The sequence below is a fragment of the Pseudomonas glycinae genome (assembly GCF_001594225.2).
GTDB lineage: Bacteria > Pseudomonadota > Gammaproteobacteria > Pseudomonadales > Pseudomonadaceae > Aquipseudomonas > Aquipseudomonas glycinae.
This window is the reverse complement of record NZ_CP014205.2, coordinates 2,958,301-2,975,104: the sequence shown is the minus strand read 5'-3', so window position 1 is coordinate 2,975,104 and position 16,804 is coordinate 2,958,301. Positions and strand designations below refer to the sequence as shown.

The window sequence follows — 16,804 nt, the reverse complement described above, 5'->3', positions numbered from 1 at the left end:
GCTTCTCCTTCAGCAGATTGCTTCAACCTACTGCCGGCCACCCTGCCCCACAATCACTGTCCAGACGCTGAATGCGCCGTCATCACTCAACCTGCGGCGCTGTCCATGCGCACCGCGCCACGGCGGTTCTGACCGAACGCCATCACGCAGTTTCGGCCTGCGCCCTTGGCGCTGTAGAGCGCCTGGTCGGCGGATTTCAGCACCTCTTCCGGGGTGCGCTGTTCCAGGCGTTCGGCCACGCCGATGCTGACCGTGACCGACACGCTGGACGCCCCCGAACCCGAGCGGCGCTGACGGCCCTGCTGATCATCCTGCGGGCGACTTTCCTGATTGCGCAGCTGAATGTTGTAGGACGCAATCGACTCGCGGATGACTTCCAGGTGCGGCATGCACTCTTCGAGGGTCTTGCCCGCAAACACCAGGGCGAATTCCTCGCCACCGTAGCGATACGCCCTACCGCCGCCGCTGATTTTGGACAGCTTGCTGGCGACCAGACGCAACACCTGATCCCCCACGTCGTGGCCGTGGGTGTCGTTGAATTTCTTGAAATGATCGACGTCGCTCATCGCCAGCACATAGTTGCGACCCAGACGCTGCATGCGCTCGTTGAGTGCGCGGCGGCCCGGCAAACCGGTAAGTTCGTCGCGGAAGGCCATTTGATACGCCTCGTGCGCCACCGCCGCCGCAATCATCAACATCACCTGGCTGCACATGATGTTCAGGGTGAACGGCAGGATGAAAGTTTTCGGCAGCATCCAGAACACCCCGAGCAACCCCACCAGTTGCGCCGCGTGCAGAGGACGCGGGTTGCGCCAGTATTGCCAGGCCAGCAGCAGGAACGCCGAGATGAACACCGGATACGACAACTGGATCAGGCTCATCCATGCGCCGTGCAGCGCCGGCCAGCGGATCTCGGAAAGCCACATCAGCAACGCCTGCGGGTAGCTTTGCTCGAGCCCCAGCGCCACGCTGCCAAAGGCCAGCAGCACGGCGAAGCGCGCAACCATGTCCTGAAACAGATGCGTGCGTTCCTGCCATGCGGCGAACAGACCGAACAGCAACGGCAGCAACAGACAGACCAAGTGGAACACCACGGCCGCATCTTCGCGCACCTTGCCGTTGTCGCGGTAATAGTCAGTCTGAGTGTCGAGCAGGAAGTAGGCGATGTACACCGTGACCATCAGGAACAGCTCGCGCTGGCGTCGGTAAACCGCACAGTACGAGCCGCCCAACAGCAACACCAAGGTCGGCAGCACGTTAAACAGTGAGGTGAAGAATACGTTGAGGTCTTTGACGTACGCAGCCGCCAACCCCGCGAGCAACAACAGCAGTGAAGGTAGAAAATGACTGAAACGTACAGCGGAAGAACGCGGCAAGGGAAAAAGCTCCGACCCGTCATAGCAAAGAGATGGCATTGTGCCTGCAATGTGGCCAGTTAAGCACACACAATGTGATCCAGATCACAGGCTGTCTCTTTAACGGCCGAAATCGGCAGTTGCTGAGTAATTCAGTAAGGTTTTTTGCGCAATGGCCGCTAGACGGCCACCATGGCCATCATTCTTGATGGCCATGGTGTGTTTTTATGCTCAGAGATCGTTGTAGAACGGCTGCAATGGCCCCTCTGCTGCCGGCCGGCCTTCAGCACCGTAAGGCTTGAGATTGAGCGATGCGTCCATCGCCTGGCGAGTCGTGACCTTCGGACTGGCCGGGCGTTGAGTCACGGCATTCTCATCGCCGATGTGGCCCTGCGGGATCACCAGCGACGGATGATCGAACGGCGCGCGCTCCCAGGCCACGCGCGGATCGGTCAGGCCGACCTCCATGAATTTCACCAGCGCGTCGATTTCATCGGGCGTCAGGTTCAGCGCCGTCATGTCCGGATCGAGGTTGGAGGTGTTGTGCTGATTCACCGCCGGATGCTCAAAGCCGCTGGTGTTGTTGGCATCTTCACCACGCCGGTCACCGCCACGGTTATAGAACTCCATCACCTGCTTGAGCGTCGAGCGGCTGCCGTTGTGGAAGTATGGCCCGGTCAGAGCGATGTTGCGCAGGGTCGGAGTCTTGAACGCGCCGTCGACCGAATCGCGGAAGCCGACATTCGGTTTGAGCGTGGCATCGCACGGAATCGCCGCACTCAACGGTGCCTCGAACGTGCAGACATCGACGTCCAGCGGATCCACCGACCGGCCGCCCTGCAACACGCTGTTGTACTGCCGGGTGAACGACCATGGATTGCCCCAGGCATCCGCGCCGCCGAGGGCCAGGTCTTCCGAGGTCGGGCGCACACCGGTGTTGTAGAAGCCGTTGTCGTAAAGGGTGGTCAGGTTGTCGGCCATCACCATCCGCTCGATGCGTTCGCGCGGGTGCATCAGCAAGCGGCTGGCGGCGTTGGTCAGCTCCGGTCCGCCGTGGCAATTGACGCATTTGCCCTTGCCGAGAAACAGGTTCATGCCCTCCACCTGTTGCGCGTTCATTGCCGTGTGATCGCCCTGCAGGTAAGCATCGATCGGCGCCTGATCGGACACCAGCGTGGCCTCATACATCTGGATCGCCAGGCCGAAAAACAGCGGGAAGTTGGCCTCCATCTGGGTGTACGGCACGCCGCCCACCAGAACGTTTTGCGTGGCGTTCCACAGCCGGGGCTGGAAGGCGTTCTTGATCAGCTCGCGATAGGTCGGCCGCCGTGCGCCGGACACCGGAGCCAGTACCGAATCCGTGGACGAGATCCGCTGCTGCTTGAGCATCAACGTGTCGAGCATCCTGCGACCAATGTCGGCAAAAGTGCGGCCACCGCAGGACATTTCCACCGGGCTGCCGGGTGGGCCGACGGCTTGCGAGGCGGCAGACGCATCGTTGAGCGCGAGCCGCACTTTGGTCGCGACCGTGCTGCGTTCGCTGGTCACGTAGATCCCGGCATCCGGGTCGCGATTACCGAACGGCGAGAAGCCGTTGAACACGTTGTTGGCCCGACCGTCCCAGAAGTTGCGCACGTTGAACGCGGCGTTGATCACCGACGGCGCATTGCGCCCCGTGCTGCGGCGAACGTTGATGCCGCCGACCTGGAAAATACCGTCCGGCTGCTGAGTACATTTGTCGAAACGCGCCTGATTGGGTTTGACGAAGTTGGCGTCGAACACGCCTTGCGAGCCGACCACATCGTCCGTCGAGTACACGATGGGCGAGTTGCGCTCCAGCGGATTGCTCAGCACGTGGGTCGGGAAGTCGGTTTTCTTCAGCGTGTAGTTCGGGCCACCCTTGCCACCGGACAATGTCGCGTAGGACGCCACGTCACCGGGAATGTCCGAGGCTACGAACGGTTTGTTGAAGATCGACGCGACGTTGGCGTTGGTATGCGCCTGGCCGGGGTTGAGCTGGTTGGTGATGCGGTGGTCGACGCCGGCGTGGTAGTGGCAGGACGCGCAGGCCGTGGACCCATCGCTGCCGATCTCCATGTCCCAGAACAGCGCCTTGCCCAGCAGGATCGCAGCCTGGCGATTGAGCACGTAGTCGGTCATCAGGTCGACCTTGCGCCCGCCTTCGGTTCCGGACGGATCGGGGGGCACCATCCCGCGCAACGATTGCAGCGAAGGCACCTCCGGCACGGGAGGATCGACCACGGCGGGGTCGGCGGCCCAGGCGCTGTGGACTGACAGCGCGATGGGTAACCAGAAGGTCAAACGAGCGAGTCGACTGATGTTCATAGGCTTCACCCTGACTGTTGTTGTTAAGTGCCGGGCGTCTTGCTTCTTTGAGCAGGCAGTTCTGGTTAGCACCGGTAAATCGGGCAGTGCAATTAATTGGCCACTCTTCTGGAAACATTTTGAATCAATAATCGCAAGGGGTCGGCTGAGCAGCGCCCTCATCAATGCTGGGGAATCAGCCCCGGGATTGGGGAAATCCGGGCACAAAAAAACCGCTGCCCCCGAAGGAGCAGCGGTTTTTCAAAAGACTGCGTTGAGGCTTAGTAGCCCAGTGCGAAGTCTTCTTCTTTCATGTCCATCAGGTTGTTGGCGCCCGACAGCATGGTGGCCACGTGCGTACGGGTACGCGGCAGGATGCGCTGGAAGTAGAAGCGCGCGGTTTGCAGCTTGGCGGTGTAGAACGCCTCATCGGTGGTGCCGGCAGCCAGTTTTTCGGCAGCCAGACGCGCCATGTCAGCCCAGAAGTAGGCCAGGCAGGCGTAACCGGAGTACATCAGGTAGTCCACCGAGGCCGCGCCGACTTCTTCGCGATCTTTCATGGCAGCCATACCGACCTTCATGGTCAGCTCGCCCCACTCTTTGTTCAGTGCAGCCAAAGGTGCGACGAACTCTTTGACGGCTTCGTTGCCTTCGTTGTTCTGGCAGAACTTGTGGACGATCTTGGTGAAGCCTTTCAGAGCCTCGCCTTGAGTCATCAGCACTTTACGGCCCAGCAGGTCGAGTGCCTGGATGCCGGTGGTGCCTTCGTACAGCATCGAGATGCGGCTGTCGCGGACGTTCTGCTCCATGCCCCACTCGGCGATGAAGCCGTGGCCGCCGTAGATCTGTACGCCGTGGTTGGCGGATTCGAAACCGACTTCGGTCATGAACGCTTTGGCGATCGGAGTCATGAAGGCCAGCAGTGCGTCGGCTTTCTTCTTCTCTTCTTCGTCCACGCCGTATTTGACGATGTCGACCTGTTTGGCGGTGAAGTACACCATCGCACGGTTGCCTTCGGCGAATGCCTTCATGGTCAACAGCATGCGGCGTACGTCCGGGTGAACGATGATCGGGTCAGCGGCCTTGTCCGGCGCTTTCGGGCCAGTCAGGGAACGCATTTGCAGGCGATCGCGAGCGTACTTCAGGCCGCCCTGGAAACCGATTTCGGCGTGGGCCAGACCTTGCAGCGCGGTACCCAGACGTGCGGTGTTCATGAAGGTGAACATGCAGTTCAGGCCTTTGTTCGCCGGACCGATCAGGAAACCGGTCGCGCCGTCGAAGTTCATCACGCAGGTCGCGTTGCCGTGGATGCCCATCTTGTGTTCGATCGAACCACAGGTCACGGCGTTACGCGTACCGACGGTGCCGTCGGCGTTCGGCAGGAACTTCGGAACGATGAACAGGGAAATGCCTTTGGTGCCGGCCGGTGCGTCCGGCAGGCGGGCCAGTACGATGTGGACGATGTTGTCGGCCATGTCGTGTTCACCGGCCGAGATGAAGATCTTGGTGCCGGAAACTTTGTAGGAACCGTCGGCCTGAGGTTCGGCCTTGGTACGCAGCATGCCCAGGTCGGTGCCGCAGTGCGGCTCGGTCAGGCACATGGTGCCGGTCCATTCGCCGGAGACCAGTTTGGTCAGATAGGCTTCCTGCTGCTCTGGGGTGCCGTGCTCGGAGATGGTGTTCATCGCGCCGTGCGACAGGCCCGGGTACATGCCCCACGACCAGTTGGCTTCGCCGACCATCTCGCTGACAGCCAGACCCAGCGACTCAGGCAGACCCTGACCGCCGTGCTCGACGTCATGGGCCAGGCTTGGCCAGCCGCCTTCGACGAATTGCTTGTAGGCCTCTTTGAAGCCGGTCGGGGTTTTCACGCCGGACTCGCTCCAGGTGCAGCCTTCGGTGTCACCCACGCGGTTCAGCGGTGCCAGCACCTGCTCACAAAACTTGGCGCCCTCTTCGAGAATGGCGTCAACCATGTCCGGCGTTGCTTCTGCGCACGCTGGAAGGCTCTGATAGTGCGCTTCGTAGCCGAGCAATTCGTCACGAACGAAGCGAATATCACGCAAGGGGGCCTTGTAGTCAGGCATAGCGATAAACCTCTGCTGATGTAACCGGGAATGAACGACCGCATTGATTTGTTGTGACGGTCAAACAGTTGTTTGAAACATACGTTTACGCCGAAATCTTGTCAAGCGTCGTTCTTTTGCCATTCGTCATCACATTTTCCGAACGCCGGACACAGCAGCGCGACATGCACCCGACCGGGCCATGTGCACTGAAAAAAGATTAGTTGAGGGAGAAGGACTTACAACGAAAAACGCCGCGAACAGTCGCGGCGTCTGGCAAAGCTCGGATCAAAAAATCAGGCGAACGTATCGATGATCGTACCGAGCATTTCATCGGAAGCCTTCGCGACTTTCGTGCCCAGCTCCACTTGAAACTTGCCTTGGGCCATCTCGGCCATGGCGCTGCCCGGATCCATTTGCTGGCTGCGATCCACACTGCGCAGGCGATCGATCTGGGCTTCGGAAGACTGGCTGGTAACCGAACGCTCGATGGCGTTGTTGGCGATCTGGCTGGCGGCCTGATCGACGCGGTTCTGCCCGGTCTGAATGGTGCTCAGACCTGCATAAAAAGCTGTGTTTCCAGAGATTTCCATGGGAGCTCTCATCCTTGGGAAGGATCAATGGGTGCCATTGAATCAGAGGCGTCAGAAAAACACCCGTCAAAAACACTAATGGCACAGTGCCTTATCATAGCCAAAATCAGTCGAGCAGATCCAGTTGCAAGTGATCGGCGACCGCTTCGGCGCTGACGGCCTTGAGTTTCGGCACCCGCCCCAGGCAGGGTGCCGGAATCCGCTCGGCCAGTGTCGCGAGGTTTTCTTCGAGCCGCGACGTCTTCGGATCAATGATGTTCGCCACCCATCCGGCCAATTGCAGCCCGTCTCGGGCAATCGCCTCGGCGGTCAACAGCGCGTGGCTGATGCAACCCAGACGCACACCGACCACCAGAATCACCGGCAGCTTCAGCGCAATCGCCAGATCCGACAGATTGTCCTGATCCGCCAACGGAACCCGCCAGCCGCCTGCGCCTTCGATCAGCGTGAAGTCGGCGTTCATGGCCAGAATCTCGCGCATCGGCCCCAGCAACGATTGCACGGTCAGCGCCACACCCGCCTCACGCGCTGCCAGATGCGGCGCGATCGCTGGCTCGAACGCCACCGGATTGACCTGTTGATACGTCAGCGGCAACGAGCATTCGGCCTGCAACGCCAGCGCATCGGAATTGCGTAAACCTCTGGGCGTCACTACGCAACCGGACGCTACCGGTTTGCCCGCCGCCGTACTCAGCCCCGCCGACCGCGCAGCGTGCAGCAACCCGGCGGCGACGGTGGTCTTGCCAACGTCAGTGTCGGTTCCGGTGATGAAATAGGCTGCGCTCATAAGGGTTTCTCCAACACGGCGTAGACCACCTGATAAGTCGCCGGCAAGCCCTGCGGCTGACGGAACTGCTCGTAGGCTTCGACCAGCCCCAGAATCCGCGCCCGTCCGGTCAACCCACCCGGCCGGCCAGGGTTCAGGTTATGCGCGCCCAAGGCCTTGAGTTCATGGGTCAGGCTGCGCACATCCGGGTAATGCAGCACATGCAGCCGGTTCTCCAGACAAACACTGCGCAAACCACTGGCCGCGCACAATTGCTCGTAGCGGGCGAATTCGCGGAAGCGGTTGACGTGCACCAGACCATCGACCTGACGCCAGCTGTCGCGCAACTCGTACAGCGTCCCTGCACAAAGACTAGCAAACGCGAAAATCCCCCCCGGCTTCAGCACCCGAAACGCTTCGCCGAGCACCGCTTCGAAGTCTGCGCACCACTGCACGGCGAGGCTGGAGAAGATCAGATCACACGTCGAATCCTGCAACGGTAAACGTTCGGCATCGCCAGCAATAAAGTGCGTGGCCCCACCCAACGGCCGCGCGTGACGGAGCATGCCCTCGGCGATATCCAGTGCCAGCCCCTCACCAAATCGCTCGGCCAGCGCCCGAGTGAAATAGCCGGTGCCACAGCCCAGATCCAGCCAGCGTGCCGGCCGAAAATCCACCGGCAAGCGATTCATCAACTGTGTACCGACATCGCGCTGCAACTCGGCGACGCTGTCATAGCTGGCCGCTGCGCGAGAAAAAGAAGCCGCGACCTGGCGCTTGTCAGGCAAGCCGCCGGGCAACGCCGCAACAGACAAATCAGTCATCACCGCACTCACTCAAAAACGCCTGGATCGCACCCGCCACACCGTGGGGGTCTTCCAGAAGAAACGCATGGCTGGCCTGCTCGATCAGGCCGACCTCGACATCCGCCAGCAACGCGAACAACTCGCCCGCGGCTTCCGCCGGCACCAGCCCGTCCAGCCCGCCAAACAGATGCAATTGCGGACCACGAAACGCCTGCAAGGCTTCGCGTGTATCGATCTGCGCCAACAATTCCAGACCGGCCATCAACGCGGCTGGCGAGGTATTCGGCGCGCCGCCGAGCAACAGCCGCGACAAGCCGCGCGCGTCTTGCGCGCCCTGGGCGCATAACAGAGAGAATCGCTTGAGGGTCGTGCGCGGGTCGGCGCTGCAGCCGGCCAGGAACGCATCGAAGGTCTCGCCGGGCATCGCGCTCGGCCACTGCTCATGGGCGACAAACGAAGGATTACTCGCCAGGGTCAGCAAGCCGCAGCAATGTTCGCCACGCCGCGCCGCCAGCTCGGACGCGAGCATGCCGCCCAGCGACCAGCCGCCGAGCCAGGCATCTTCGGGGATGCGCTCATCGAGTTCGTCGAGCCAGTCCTGCAGATCGCTGGAGTCCAGCTCCGGTAACGGCTCGATGTCGACCTGCAGGTGTTCGTCGAGTCCGCGCAACGCAGCGGCCAGCGGCTCCAGCGGCGAAACGCCGAGCCCCCAACCCGGCAGCAGAATCAGGCGATCACGCATGGCTTGGCTCCGACTTGAGTTGCGCAAAGCAATCGGCCAGTCCTTCTAACAATAGCCGCACCTGTGCCTCGCTGTGGACGGCGGTCAGCGTCACCCGCAGCCGCGCGCTGCCGGCAGGCACGGTCGGCGGCCGGATTGCGGTGACCATCAGTCCACGCTCGCGCAGCATCTGCGACAGACGCACGGCGCGACCGGCATCGCCGATCAGGATCGGCTGGATCGGCGTGAAGCTGTCCATCAGTTCCAGACCGATCTGTTCGGCGCCATGGCGGAACTGGCGGATCAGCGTCTGCAAATGCTCGCGACGCCAGTGTTCGCTGCGCAGCAACTCCAGACTCTTCAAGGTTGCGCAGGCCAGCGCCGGTGGCTGGCTGGTGGTGTAGATGTACGGGCGGGCGAACTGGATCAGGCTTTCGATCAGTTCTTCACTGCCTGCCACGAACGCACCCGCCGTGCCGAACGCTTTGCCGAGCGTGCCGACCAGCACCGGCACATCTTCCTGGCTCAAACCGAAATGCTCGACGATCCCGCCACCGTTTGCCCCCAGCGGGCCGAAACCGTGGGCGTCATCGACCATCAGCCAAGCGCCTTTGGCCCTGGTTTCCCGGGCCAGCGCCGGCAGATCGGCGAGATCGCCGTCCATGCTGAACACGCCGTCAGTGACCACCAGCGTATTGCCGGTGGCTTTCTCCAGACGCTTGGCGAGGCTGTCAGCGTCGTTGTGCAGATAACGATTGAAGCGCGCGCCGGACAACAATCCGGCATCCAGCAACGAGGCATGGTTGAGCCGATCTTCGAGCACCGTATCGCCCTGCCCGACCAATGCGGTGACCGCGCCGAGGTTGGCCATGTAACCGGTGGTGAATAGCAGCGCACGTGGCCTTCCGGTGAGGTCTGCCAGAGCTTCTTCCAATTCGTGATGCGGGCCGCTGTGGCCGATCACCAGATGCGAGGCACCGCCGCCGACGCCCCACTTCGAGGCACCGGCGCGCCAGGCTTCGATCACTTGCGGATGATTGGCCAGGCCCAGGTAATCGTTGTTGCAGAACGCCAGCAGCGGCTGACCGTCGACCACCACTTGCGGCCCTTGCGGGCTTTCAAGCAGCGGTCGCTGGCGATAGAGATTGTCGGCACGACGGGCAGCAAGGCGTGCGGCGAGATCGAAAGACATGCAAGCCTCGAACTGTCAAATCACATGAATCAGGATGGACACCGATCTTGTGGGAGCTGGCTTGCCAGCGATGGCGGCGCCACATTCAACATCAGTGTCGACTGTCAGTCCGCTATCGCTGGCAAGCCAGCTCCCACAGGAGTGTTGCTTCAGCAAATCGGGGCGAGTTTCAGACCGCCGCGTTGTAGAACTGCTCGCTGCTCTTCTGCTCCACCAGCGCCTGCTCGATGGCAGCCTGATGCACTTCGTCGGCGTGCTCTTCGCGGGCTTCCGGCTGAATGCCCAGACGTGCGAACAACTGCATGTCCTTGTCGGCCTGCGGGTTGGCGGTGGTCAGCAGTTTGTCGCCGTAGAAGATCGAGTTGGCGCCGGCGAAGAACGCCAGGGCCTGCATCTGCTCGTTCATCGCTTCGCGGCCGGCGGACAGGCGCACGTGGGATTGCGGCATCAGGATCCGCGCCACGGCGAGCATGCGGATGAAGTCGAACGGATCGACGTCGTCAGCGTTTTCCAGCGGCGTGCCGGCGACTTTCACCAGCATGTTGATCGGCACCGATTCCGGGTGCTCCGGCAGGTTGGCCAACTGGATCAGCAGGTTCGCGCGGTCATCGAGGGACTCGCCCATACCGAGGATGCCGCCGGAGCAGATCTTCATCCCCGCATCGCGCACATAGGCCAGGGTCTGCAGACGCTCGGCATAGGTGCGGGTGGTGATGATGCTGCCGTAGAACTCCGGCGAGGTGTCGAGGTTGTGGTTGTAGTAGTCGAGCCCGGCCTTGGCCAGTGCTTCGGTCTGATCCTGATCGAGACGACCGAGGGTCATGCAGGTTTCCAGGCCCATGGCCTTCACGCCTTCGACCATCTTCAGCACATAGGGCATGTCCTTGGCCGACGGGTGCTTCCACGCCGCGCCCATGCAGAAACGGGTCGAACCGATGGCCTTGGCGCGTGCAGCCTCTTCGAGGACTTTCTGCACTTCCATCAGCTTCTCTTTTTCCAGCCCGGTGTTGTAGTGACCGGACTGCGGACAATATTTGCAATCTTCCGGGCAGGCACCGGTCTTGATCGACAGCAGGGTGGAAACCTGGACGCGGTTGGCGTCGAAATGCGCGCGGTGCACCGTCTGCGCCTGGAACAGCAAGTCGTTGAATGGCTGAACGAACAGTGCTTTGACTTCAGCCAAAGTCCAGTCGTGACGCAGGGTGGCAGTGGTGCTGGCGCTCATGGGCGTTTCCTTGGTTATGCTTGGCTGGCGCCTGGGGAAACGGAATACCCACAGGCACGACACGGATGTTCGGCATATTTAAGGAAGAGTCATGCGCTGTCAACCAGACTACGAGAGACCGGTTTACATCTGGTTAAAAAACAAACAACGCTGCTTGTTGTGTGACGAACCGGCAGACGCGCAAATCCCGATCTGTAGCGCTTGTGAAACCGATTTGCCGTGGCTGGGCGATCAATGCCTGAACTGCGCCCTGCCCTTGCCCGCCTACGGCCTGACCTGTGGCGGCTGCCTGCAGGAACCGCCGGCCTTTGAAACGGTGGCCGTGCCCTGGACTTACAGCTTTCCGGTGGACACGCTGATCACCCGTTTCAAGCACAACGGCAAATGGCCGCTTGGCCACTTGCTCGCCGACGTTCTTGGCCAATTCCTGCAACATCGCTTCGAAGAAGACCTGCCGCGCCCGGACGCCCTGCTGCCGGTGCCGCTTGCGCCGAAACGCTTGCGCCAGCGCGGCTTCAACCAAGCGGCGATGCTCGCGCAGTGGCTGGGCAAGTCACTCGACCTGCCTTGCGAGGAGCACAGCCTTTTGCGCGTGCAGGATACCGACGCCCAGCAGGCCCTCAACGCCAAGGCGCGTAAACGCAATCTGCGTCACGCCTTCGCCTTGAGCCCCGATGCCCAGGTGCAAGGCCGGCACCTGGCCCTGGTCGACGACGTGCTGACCACCGGCGCCACCGCTCAGGCACTGGCCCGTTTGCTGATGGACGCCGGCGCCGCGCGGGTGGATGTGTACTGCCTGGCCCGCACGCCAAAACCCGGCGACGCGGCTTGACGGATACGCTTCGAGCCGCCAACGTCCTCCCTCAACCCTTCAGCACAAAGCGTCCGCCATGGCCCTGCCCTCTCTGTTGTCCCAGCACATCGTCCGCCGTCCGCAGCGCATCGCCTTGCTGCAACACATCGCCGAACAGGGTTCGATCACCCGCGCCGCAAAAAGCGCCGGCCTGAGTTACAAGGCGGCGTGGGATGCCATCGATGAGCTGAACAACCTTGCGCAAAAGCCTCTGGTCGAGCGCGCGGTCGGCGGCAAGGGCGGCGGTGGCGCCAGACTCTCGAGCGAGGGCGAGCGAGTGCTGCGCCTGTATCAAAAGCTGCAAGCCTTGCAGGCCCAGGTGCTGGAAGCGGCCGAGGACGCCAGCGATCTGGACCTGCTCGGTCGGCTGATGCTCAGGACCAGCGCGCGCAATCAACTGCACGGCAAAGTCGTGCTGATCGAAGGCCAGGGCCGCAACGACCTGATCCGCCTCGAACTGGCCGAAGGCCTGTCGATCGACGCGCAGATCACCCACGACAGCACCGTTCACCTGGAGCTGCAACCGGGCACCGAAGTGGTGGCACTGATCAAGGCCGGCTGGCTCGAACTGCTCGCTCCACAGGCCACACCTGCCGTCGGCCACAATCTGTTGAGCGGCCGGATCGAGGCGATTCTCGACGCCGAAGACGGCCCGAGCGAAGTGCGCATCGCCCTGCCCAACGGCCAGACCCTGTGTGCGCTGGCCGAACCGCTGGACTTGCGCACCCGGGGCCTGACGGTCGAGCAAGCGGTGCAGGTGCAGTTTTCCCCGTCGAATGTGCTGCTGGGAACACCGCTCTAAACAGCGCTGCAACGAAAGCGTCATCGACCCGCATTAAGGTGGCTGCCAAAACCATGCAGGGAGCCTGATGTGAGCCTATTAGAAGAAAACCAATCCACAGACCTGGAAAAAATGGTCGGCCTGAGCCGTCGCGGTTTCATCAGCGCCGGCGCGCTGTGCGGCGCGGCGATGTTCCTCGGCGGCAACCTGCTGAGCCGCAGCGTGCTGGCCGCCAGTGTCAGCGCCGGCAACAGCCGTCTGCTCGGCTTCGACAGCATTCCGGCGGCCACCACCGACACCATCAGCCTGCCCAAGGGCTACAAGTCGTCGGTGCTGATCAGCTGGGGTCAACCGCTGCACAAGAACGGCCCGGCCTTCGACCCGAGCGGCAATGGCACCGCGGCTGCACAGGAAGTGCAATTCGGCGACAACAACGACGGCATGAGCCTGTTCGAATTCCCGGGCGAGAAAAACCGTGCGTTGATGGCGATCAACAACGAATACACCAACTACCGCTACCTCTATCCGCACGGCGGCATGCCGCAATCGGCCGAGGACGTGCGCAAGGCCCTGGCCTGCGAAGGCGTGTCAGTGATCGAAGTGCAGCGCAAGAACGGCCAGTGGCAGTTCGTCCAGGGTTCGCGCTACAACCGGCGCATCCACGGCAACTCGCCGCTGCGTATCAGCGGCCCGGCTGCCGGCCACGAGCTGATGAAAACCAGCGCCGACAAGCATGGCAAGAAAGTCCTCGGCACCTTCCAGAACTGCGCCAACGGCAAGACGCCGTGGGGCACTTATCTGACTTGCGAAGAGAACTTCACCGACTGCTTCGGCAGCAGCAACGCCCAGCAACAATTCGACCCGGCGCAGAAACGCTACGGCGTGTCGGCCGCCAGCCGCGAGATCAACTGGCACCTGTTCGACCCGCGCTTCGACATGGCGAAGAACCCCAACGAGCTCAACCGTCACGGCTGGGTCGTGGAGATCGACCCGTTCGACCCGCAATCGACCCCGGTCAAACGCACCGCGCTGGGCCGCTTCAAACATGAAAACGCCGCACTGGCCGAGACCGACGACGGTCGCGCCGTGGTGTACATGGGCGACGACGAACGCGGCGAGTTCATCTACAAATTCGTCAGCCGCGACAAGATCAATCACCGCAACGCCAAAGCCAACCGCGACATCCTCGATCACGGCACGCTGTACGTCGCCAGGTTCGATGCCGGCGACGGCAATCCGGATCACCCGAAAGGCCAGGGCCAGTGGATCGAACTGACCCACGGCAAGAACGGCATCGACGCCAGCAGTGGTTTCGCCGATCAGGCCGAAGTGCTGATTCACGCACGTCTCGCCGCCAGTGTGGTCGGCGCCACGCGCATGGACCGTCCGGAATGGATCGTGGTCAGCCCGAAAGACGGCCAGGTTTATTGCACCCTGACCAACAACGCCAAACGCGGCGAAGACGGGCAACCGGTGGGCGGGCCGAACCCCCGCGAGAAGAACGTCTACGGGCAGATCCTGCGCTGGCGCACCGACCGCGACGATCACGCGTCGAAGACCTTCGCCTGGGATTTGTTCGTGGTCGCCGGCAACCCGAGCGTCCACGCCGGTACGCCGAAAGGCGGCTCTTCGAATATCACCCCGCAGAACATGTTCAACAGCCCCGACGGCCTCGGCTTCGACAAGGCCGGACGGTTGTGGATCCTCACCGACGGAGATTCGAGCAACGCCGGTGATTTCGCCGGGATGGGTAACAACCAGATGCTCTGCGCCGATCCTGCGACCGGTGAGATTCGCCGGTTCATGGTCGGGCCGATCGGGTGTGAAGTCACCGGGATCAGCTTCTCGCCGGATCAGAAAACCCTGTTCGTCGGGATTCAGCATCCGGGCGAGAACGGCGGTTCGACCTTCCCCGAGCACCTGCCGAACGGCAAGCCACGCTCATCGGTGATGGCGATTACCCGTGAAGATGGCGGGATCGTCGGCGCCTGATCGGGCGACGCTCTGATCGTTCCCGTGCGCTGCACGGGAACGATCCCACTCAAGACAGCCCGTCTGCGCTACCATGCTGAGCCGGACGCGGCAGCCTGCTGCGCGCAGGAGTCAGCATGGCCCACCCGTTTGAAACCCTCACCCCAGACCTCGTGCTCGATGCCGTCGAAAGCATCGGCTTCCTGAGCGACGCGCGCATTCTGGCGCTCAACAGTTACGAAAACCGCGTCTATCAGGTCGGCATCGAAGACTCGGAACCGCTGATCGCCAAGTTCTATCGCCCACAGCGCTGGACCAACGAAGCCATTCTCGAAGAACACCAGTTCACCTTCGAACTGGCCGACGTCGAGATCCCGGTGGTGGCGCCATTGATCCACAACGGCGAAACCCTGCACGAACACGCCGGATTTCGTTTCACCCTGTTTCCCCGTCGCGGTGGTCGGGCGCCGGAGCCGGGCAATCTCGATCAGTTGTATCGCCTCGGCCAATTGCTCGGGCGCATGCACGCGGTCGGCGGGACCAAACCGTTCGAGCACCGCGAAGCGCTGGCGGTGAAGAACTTCGGCCATGACTCGCTGACCACTTTGCTGGAAGGCAACTTCATTCCCAGGAGCCTGCTGCCGGCCTACGAGTCTGTCGCCCGCGACCTGCTCAAGCGTGTGGAAGACGTCTACGCCAGCACGCCGCACCAGAACATCCGCATGCATGGCGACTGCCACCCCGGCAACATGATGTGCCGCGACGAGATGTTCCACATCGTCGACCTCGACGACTGCCGCATGGGCCCGGCAGTGCAGGACATCTGGATGATGCTCGCCGGCGATCGTCAGGATTGTCTCGGGCAGCTGTCGGAATTGATGGACGGCTACAACGAATTCCATGACTTCGACCCGCGCGAACTGGCGCTGATCGAACCGCTACGCGCCTTGCGCCTGATGCATTACAGCGCGTGGCTGGCCCGACGCTGGGACGATCCGGCGTTCCCCCGCAGCTTTCCGTGGTTCGGCAGCGAGCGGTATTGGGGCGATCAGGTGCTGGCGTTGCGTGAGCAACTATCGGCGCTGAACGAAGAGCCGTTGAAGCTTTTCTGACACGACACGTCTATACAACTGCCCGTACAATCGCTGCTTTGTTAGCTGCCTAAGCAAGGATTCTGCATGCAAGCCGCCAACCCGCGTCGCGGGTACATTCTGGGCCTGAGTGCCTACATCATCTGGGGACTGTTCCCGCTCTACTTCAAAGCCATCGCCGAAGTGCCGGCGGTGGAAATCATCATTCATCGAGTGCTGTGGTCGGCGCTGTTCGGCGCGCTGCTGTTGATGGTGTGGAAGCATCCCGGCTGGTGGCAGGAACTGCGCGACAACCCGAAACGCCTGGCGATTCTTGCGCTCAGCGGCACCTTGATCGCGGCCAACTGGCTGACTTACGTGTGGTCGGTGAACAACGGCCGGATGCTGGAGGCGAGCCTCGGTTATTACATCAACCCGCTGGTGAACGTGCTGCTGGGCATGCTGATCCTTGGCGAACGCTTGCGCCGCATGCAGTGGCTGGCGGTCGGTCTGGCGGCTATCGGTGTGGCGCAGCAGGTGTGGCAGGTCGGCAGCCTGCCGTGGGTGTCGCTGGTGCTGGCGCTGACCTTCGGTTTCTACGGGCTGATCCGCAAGCAGGCGCCGGTCAAGGCGCTGCCGGGGCTGGTGGTGGAAACCTGGATGCTGGTGCCGATCGCTCTCGCGTGGCTGCTGTTCAATCCGACCGCGACCAGTGCCCAGGCCGAGTTCTGGACCACTTCCGAAGCCTGGTGGCTGGTGGCGGCCGGTCCGGTGACGCTGGTGCCGCTGGTGTGCTTCAACGCGGCCGCACGACATCTGCCCTACACCACCCTCGGTTTCCTGCAATACCTGGCGCCGACGCTGGTGCTTCTGCAAGCCGTGCTGCTGTTCGGCGAGCACTTGTCATCCAGCACCCTGATCGCCTTCATGTTTATCTGGGCCGGTCTGGCGGTGTACAGCGTCGATGCATGGATGAGTCTGCGCCGGCGCAGCTGATCAAAAAACGCACAAACCTTCACAGGCCACGGTTCTCGTGGCCTGTATCGTTCCTTCCCAAGGTTATCCACAGCGTGATCCCCG

Annotated in this window: 14 protein-coding genes; 5 read left to right on the top strand and 9 right to left on the bottom strand. The window is 62.1% G+C overall.

Translation table 11 applies throughout. From position 1 onward, the window contains the following. Positions 1–86 precede the first annotated feature (86 nt). The 9 genes from AWU82_RS13410 to bioB form a co-directional block, all read right to left on the bottom strand. Positions 87–1,376 carry a GGDEF domain-containing protein gene (locus tag AWU82_RS13410; protein WP_064380305.1) on the bottom strand — a complete coding sequence of 430 codons (1,290 nt, stop codon included), beginning with the start codon at positions 1,374–1,376 and terminating at the stop codon, positions 87–89. Between the two features lie 210 nt (positions 1,377–1,586). Next, positions 1,587–3,701 (bottom strand): cytochrome-c peroxidase, encoded by a 2,115-nt coding sequence (locus tag AWU82_RS13405; protein ID WP_064380303.1) that lies wholly within the window; start codon positions 3,699–3,701, stop codon positions 1,587–1,589. Positions 3,702–3,961: 260 nt separating this feature from the next. Further along, positions 3,962–5,767 (bottom strand): phenylacyl-CoA dehydrogenase, encoded by a 1,806-nt coding sequence (locus AWU82_RS13400; protein ID WP_011336238.1) that lies wholly within the window; start codon positions 5,765–5,767, stop codon positions 3,962–3,964. A 275-nt stretch (positions 5,768–6,042) separates the two neighbouring features. After that, complete coding sequence (locus tag AWU82_RS13395) at positions 6,043–6,339, bottom strand: hypothetical protein (RefSeq protein WP_064380301.1); 297 nt, start codon at positions 6,337–6,339, stop codon at positions 6,043–6,045. Between the two features lie 106 nt (positions 6,340–6,445). Continuing rightward, complete coding sequence (bioD, locus tag AWU82_RS13390; RefSeq protein WP_011336240.1) at positions 6,446–7,126, bottom strand: dethiobiotin synthase; 681 nt, start codon at positions 7,124–7,126, stop codon at positions 6,446–6,448. Continuing rightward, the gene (bioC, locus tag AWU82_RS13385; RefSeq protein ID WP_064380299.1) at positions 7,123–7,929 is read right to left on the bottom strand and encodes a malonyl-ACP O-methyltransferase BioC; all 807 of its coding nucleotides are present in this window, start codon (positions 7,927–7,929) and stop codon (positions 7,123–7,125) included. Before bioC ends, bioD begins: the two co-directional genes overlap by 4 nt. After that, positions 7,922–8,653 (bottom strand): alpha/beta fold hydrolase, encoded by a 732-nt coding sequence (locus AWU82_RS13380; protein ID WP_064380297.1) that lies wholly within the window; start codon positions 8,651–8,653, stop codon positions 7,922–7,924. Before AWU82_RS13380 ends, bioC begins: the two co-directional genes overlap by 8 nt. After that, a complete protein-coding gene (gene bioF, locus AWU82_RS13375) occupies positions 8,646–9,824 on the bottom strand; it encodes an 8-amino-7-oxononanoate synthase (protein ID WP_064380294.1) in 1,179 nt (392 codons plus the stop codon). Before bioF ends, AWU82_RS13380 begins: the two co-directional genes overlap by 8 nt. Before the next feature lie 169 nt (positions 9,825–9,993). Further along, positions 9,994–11,049, bottom strand: coding sequence for a biotin synthase BioB (bioB, locus tag AWU82_RS13370; protein WP_011336244.1), 1,056 nt, complete (start codon positions 11,047–11,049; stop codon positions 9,994–9,996). Between the two features lie 91 nt (positions 11,050–11,140). On the opposite strand from bioB, the gene AWU82_RS13365 reads away from it, so the two are divergent. The 5 genes from AWU82_RS13365 to rarD all read left to right on the top strand — a co-directional run bounded on the left by AWU82_RS13365 (position 11,141) and on the right by rarD (position 16,720). Further along, a complete protein-coding gene (locus AWU82_RS13365; RefSeq protein WP_064380292.1) occupies positions 11,141–11,881 on the top strand; it encodes a ComFC family protein in 741 nt (246 codons plus the stop codon). 58 nt (positions 11,882–11,939) lie between these two features. Next, positions 11,940–12,704: a molybdenum-dependent transcriptional regulator ModE gene (gene modE, locus AWU82_RS13360; protein WP_064380291.1), complete on the top strand. Its 765-nt coding sequence runs from the start codon at positions 11,940–11,942 to the stop codon at positions 12,702–12,704. A gap of 69 nt (positions 12,705–12,773) precedes the next feature. Further along, a complete protein-coding gene (locus tag AWU82_RS13355) occupies positions 12,774–14,675 on the top strand; it encodes a PhoX family protein (protein ID WP_064380288.1) in 1,902 nt (633 codons plus the stop codon). Positions 14,676–14,791: 116 nt separating this feature from the next. Beyond that, positions 14,792–15,766, top strand: a complete 975-nt coding sequence (gene srkA / locus AWU82_RS13350; RefSeq protein WP_064380286.1) for an SrkA family protein kinase — start codon at positions 14,792–14,794, stop codon at positions 15,764–15,766. Positions 15,767–15,832: 66 nt separating this feature from the next. Beyond that, positions 15,833–16,720: an EamA family transporter RarD gene (gene rarD, locus AWU82_RS13345; RefSeq protein WP_064380284.1), complete on the top strand. Its 888-nt coding sequence runs from the start codon at positions 15,833–15,835 to the stop codon at positions 16,718–16,720. The last annotated feature ends 84 nt before the right edge of the window (positions 16,721–16,804 follow it).

Excerpts from the sequence above, each read along its gene's own strand:
- AWU82_RS13405 (WP_064380303.1), bottom strand. The coding sequence starts at position 3,701 with ATGAACATCAGTCGACTCGCTCGTTTGACCTTCTGGTTACCCATCGCG.
- AWU82_RS13400 (WP_011336238.1), bottom strand. The coding sequence starts at position 5,767 with ATGCCTGACTACAAGGCCCCCTTGCGTGATATTCGCTTCGTTCGTGAC.
- AWU82_RS13395 (WP_064380301.1), bottom strand. The coding sequence starts at position 6,339 with ATGGAAATCTCTGGAAACACAGCTTTTTATGCAGGTCTGAGCACCATT.
- bioD (WP_011336240.1), bottom strand. The coding sequence starts at position 7,126 with ATGAGCGCAGCCTATTTCATCACCGGAACCGACACTGACGTTGGCAAG.
- bioC (WP_064380299.1), bottom strand. The coding sequence starts at position 7,929 with ATGACTGATTTGTCTGTTGCGGCGTTGCCCGGCGGCTTGCCTGACAAG.
- AWU82_RS13380 (WP_064380297.1), bottom strand. The coding sequence starts at position 8,653 with ATGCGTGATCGCCTGATTCTGCTGCCGGGTTGGGGGCTCGGCGTTTCG.
- bioF (WP_064380294.1), bottom strand. The coding sequence starts at position 9,824 with ATGTCTTTCGATCTCGCCGCACGCCTTGCTGCCCGTCGTGCCGACAAT.
- bioB (WP_011336244.1), bottom strand. The coding sequence starts at position 11,049 with ATGAGCGCCAGCACCACTGCCACCCTGCGTCACGACTGGACTTTGGCT.
- AWU82_RS13365 (WP_064380292.1), top strand. The coding sequence starts at position 11,141 with ATGCGCTGTCAACCAGACTACGAGAGACCGGTTTACATCTGGTTAAAA.
- modE (WP_064380291.1), top strand. The coding sequence starts at position 11,940 with ATGGCCCTGCCCTCTCTGTTGTCCCAGCACATCGTCCGCCGTCCGCAG.
- srkA (WP_064380286.1), top strand. The coding sequence starts at position 14,792 with ATGGCCCACCCGTTTGAAACCCTCACCCCAGACCTCGTGCTCGATGCC.
- rarD (WP_064380284.1), top strand. The coding sequence starts at position 15,833 with ATGCAAGCCGCCAACCCGCGTCGCGGGTACATTCTGGGCCTGAGTGCC.